Annotated in this window: 4 protein-coding genes; all 4 read left to right on the top strand. The window is 62.5% G+C overall.

Annotation, left to right across the window (positions count from 1 at the left end; translation table 11 throughout):
- The coding region (locus tag HX823_RS30715) for a hypothetical protein (protein WP_177078365.1) at positions 1 to 185 on the top strand (185 nt) is incomplete at its 5' end.
- An 84-nt stretch (positions 186 to 269) separates the two neighbouring features.
- Positions 270 to 1,214, top strand: coding sequence for an ornithine cyclodeaminase family protein (locus HX823_RS30710; RefSeq protein ID WP_177078363.1), 945 nt, complete (start codon positions 270 to 272; stop codon positions 1,212 to 1,214).
- The gene (locus HX823_RS30705; protein ID WP_177078361.1) at positions 1,211 to 2,317 is read left to right on the top strand and encodes an FAD-binding oxidoreductase; all 1,107 of its coding nucleotides are present in this window, start codon (positions 1,211 to 1,213) and stop codon (positions 2,315 to 2,317) included. Before HX823_RS30710 ends, HX823_RS30705 begins: the two co-directional genes overlap by 4 nt.
- A gap of 54 nt (positions 2,318 to 2,371) precedes the next feature.
- On the top strand, positions 2,372 to 2,953 hold the full coding sequence (locus tag HX823_RS30700; RefSeq protein ID WP_177078359.1) for a transcriptional regulator: 582 nt from the start codon (positions 2,372 to 2,374) through the stop codon (positions 2,951 to 2,953).
- Positions 2,954 to 2,999: the final 46 nt, after the last annotated feature.

The raw sequence follows: 2,999 nt of genomic DNA, 5'->3' as shown, positions 1-2,999 counted from the left end.
AACCGCCCACACGGGCTGACTTCATCAAGTACCCGTCGTTACAGCAACGCTGGTCGATGATCTGCGACCCGCGCAGCAACATTGCCGAGGCAAATATGGAAGGCTGCGAGAATTTCCATGCGTGGCAAACAGCAAGCCAAGGGCCGGTACTGGGTAATCTGATGAATCAGAACCTGGGCAAGTAAGACGCCAGCTTTTTTCTCGAAGGATATTGCTCAGCAGAACTAAAAGTCCATAATGGACAAATTAGTTTATCTGCGGAGACACCGATGTCCAGCACACCTCATGTGATCCATCACGCCCAGGCCCGCGAGCTGCTCAGCCAGATCGATGTTCCGCAGATCCTGCGCAAGCTGTTCCGCGACCTGGCGAACGAGCAAGCGGTGCAGCCAGCGCAGCAACGGGTGGAGTTCCCGCAAGCCGCAGGCGACTTCATCAACTACCTGGGTGTATTGGCCGAAGATGGGGTGTACGGGGTCAAGACCTCGCCCTATATCGTGCGTGAGCAAGGCCCTCTGGTGACGGCATGGACCTTGCTGATGTCGATGCAGACCGGCCAGCCCCTGTTGCTATGCGACGCAGCCGAGCTGACCACTGCACGCACGGCCGCGACCACGGCCCTGGCAGTGGATGCCTTGGCGCCGTTATCCGCGCGACGCCTGGCGATCATCGGCAGTGGCAAGGTGGCCCAGGCGCACCTGCAGTATGTGAAAGGTTTCAGGGATTGGCAGAGCATCAACGTGTATTCGCCCAGCCTGGCCAATGCATCCGCCGAGGTCATCGCGCAGCTCAAGGACCTGGACCCACGTGTGGTCATCGCCAACAGTTGCGAGGCGGCAGTGGAAGGCGCCGACGTGATCCTACTGTGCACGTCGTCGGCCGGGCCGGTGCTCGACCCGACGCACTTGAGCAGACCGGCGCTGATCACCTCGATCAGCACCAACGCCCCGCGCGCCCATGAAGTGCCGCCACACAGCCTCAACACGATGCAGGTATTCTGCGACTATCGCCGCACCACCCCTGGCGCGGCCGGTGAAATGCTGATCGCCGCCGAACAGCACGGTTGGGACCCGCGCACCGTGGCCGGTGACCTACCCGAGTTACTCAGCGAACAGGTACAGCGCCCGACCTACGACCGCCACGTGTTCTTCCGCTCCATCGGCCTGGGCCTGGAAGACATCGCCCTGGCCAATGCCCTCTGGAGACAGCTATGAACCCTGCAGACTTCATCATCATCGGCGGCGGCATTGCCGGCGCGTCCACGGGTTTCTGGTTGTCGCAGCACGGCAAGGTGTTGGTGCTGGAGCGCGAAAGCCACCCGGCCTATCACTCCACCGGGCGTTCAGCGGCGCTGTATACCGCCGCGTATGGCACCCCGCAGGTGCGTGCGCTGACCCTGGCCAGTCGTGAGTTTTTTGACCACCCGCCCAGCGGTTTCTGCGAACACCCACTGCTGACGCCACGCGGCGAGTTGACGGTGGATTTCATCGGCGATGCGGCCGAGCTGAACGCCCAGTACCTGAGCGCCAAGGCCACTGTGGCGCAGGTGCAATTGCTCAGCGCCGACGAAGCCTGTGGGAAGTTGCCGATCTTGCGCCGCGAAAAAGTCCACGGTGCGCTGTATGACCCCACCGCCAGCGACATCGACACCGACGCCCTGCATCAGGGCTACCTGCGTGGCATCCGTCGCAACGGCGGCGAAGTGCGCACCGACAGTCATGTGCTCGGCTTGAGCCGCGATGCTGACGGCATCTGGCACGTGCAAACCCAGGATTCAACCTGCACCGCACCCGTTATCATCAACGCCGCCGGCGNNGGCGCCGCGTCCATCGGCTTGCAGCCCAAGCGGCGCTCGGCGTTCATCTTCGCCGGCCCCGAAGGCGTCGACAGCCACCATTGGCCAATGCTGGTGGCGCTGGACGAATCCTTCTATATGAAGCCCGACGCCGGCATGTTCCTCGGCTCACCGGCCAACGCCGACCCGGTCGAACCCCAGGATATCCAGCCCGAAGAACTGGACATCGCCATGGGCATCTACCAGATCGAAGAAGCCACCACCCTGACCATCCGCCGCCCGACCCGCACTTGGGCCGGCCTGCGCAGTTTTGTACACGACGGTGATCTGCTCTCGGGGTTTGACCCGCAGGTAGCGGGGTTTTTCTGGGTGGCAGCACAAGGCGGCTACGGCATCCAGACCTCGCCGGCCATGGGCCAGGCCAGCGCGGCCTTGGTGCGTGGCGCGCCGCTGCCGGAGGCACTGACGCGGTTCGGCCTCGACGCTGGTATGCTCTCCCCTGCCCGACTGGAGCCCGTTTGATGAACACCGCTGAACAAGACAAGGTCATGCAGAACTTCCGTGCGATGGCNNGCGATGGCCGACGCCATCGCCACACTGTTCTTCCCCCACGCCGAAGCGGTGCTGCACGACCTGCGCTCGCAAAAAGTCGATTACATCGCCAACAACCTGTCCAAGCGCAGCATCGGCGATGACTCGGCGCTGGAGGACATGCTCGACGCTGACGTCAGCGAGGTGAACATCGGCCCGTACGAAAAGCTCAACTGGGACGGTCAGAAAATCCGCAGCCTGAGCACCGTGCTGCACGACCACAAAGGTCGTCGCCTGGCGGTGCTGTGCATCAACCTGAATATTTCATTGTTCGAAAACGCCAAGGCGGCGCTGGACCTGTTCCTGTCTCCGAGCAAACTGATCCCGCAACCGGACTCGCTGTTTCGCGATGACTGGCAGGAACGCATCAATACCTTCCTGCACGCGTGGATGCGCGAGCGCCAGTTGAGCCTGAACCTGCTGACCCGTGACCACAAGCGCGAGCTGGTGCTGGCGCTGCATGCCGAAGGGGCGTTCAAGGGCAAGAGCGCGTCGAACTATGTGGCCAACGTGTTGGGCATGGGGCGGGCGACGGTCTACAAGCATTTGAAAGAATTGAAGGGATAACGTGAGCGGGCTGACTAGCAAATGCACTTGTGGCGAGCGGGCTTGC

It is taken from the genome of Pseudomonas sp. P7759 (assembly GCF_013386445.1).
GTDB lineage: Bacteria > Pseudomonadota > Gammaproteobacteria > Pseudomonadales > Pseudomonadaceae > Aquipseudomonas > Aquipseudomonas azotoformans_A.
This window is presented reverse-complemented; position numbering and strand designations above follow the sequence as displayed.

What these genes read in the sequence shown, in the direction of transcription:
- HX823_RS30700 (WP_177078359.1), top strand. Translation starts at nt 2,372, where the DNA reads ATGGCCGACGCCATCGCCACACTGTTCTTCCCCCACGCCGAAGCGGTG.
- HX823_RS30710 (WP_177078363.1), top strand. Translation starts at nt 270, where the DNA reads ATGTCCAGCACACCTCATGTGATCCATCACGCCCAGGCCCGCGAGCTG.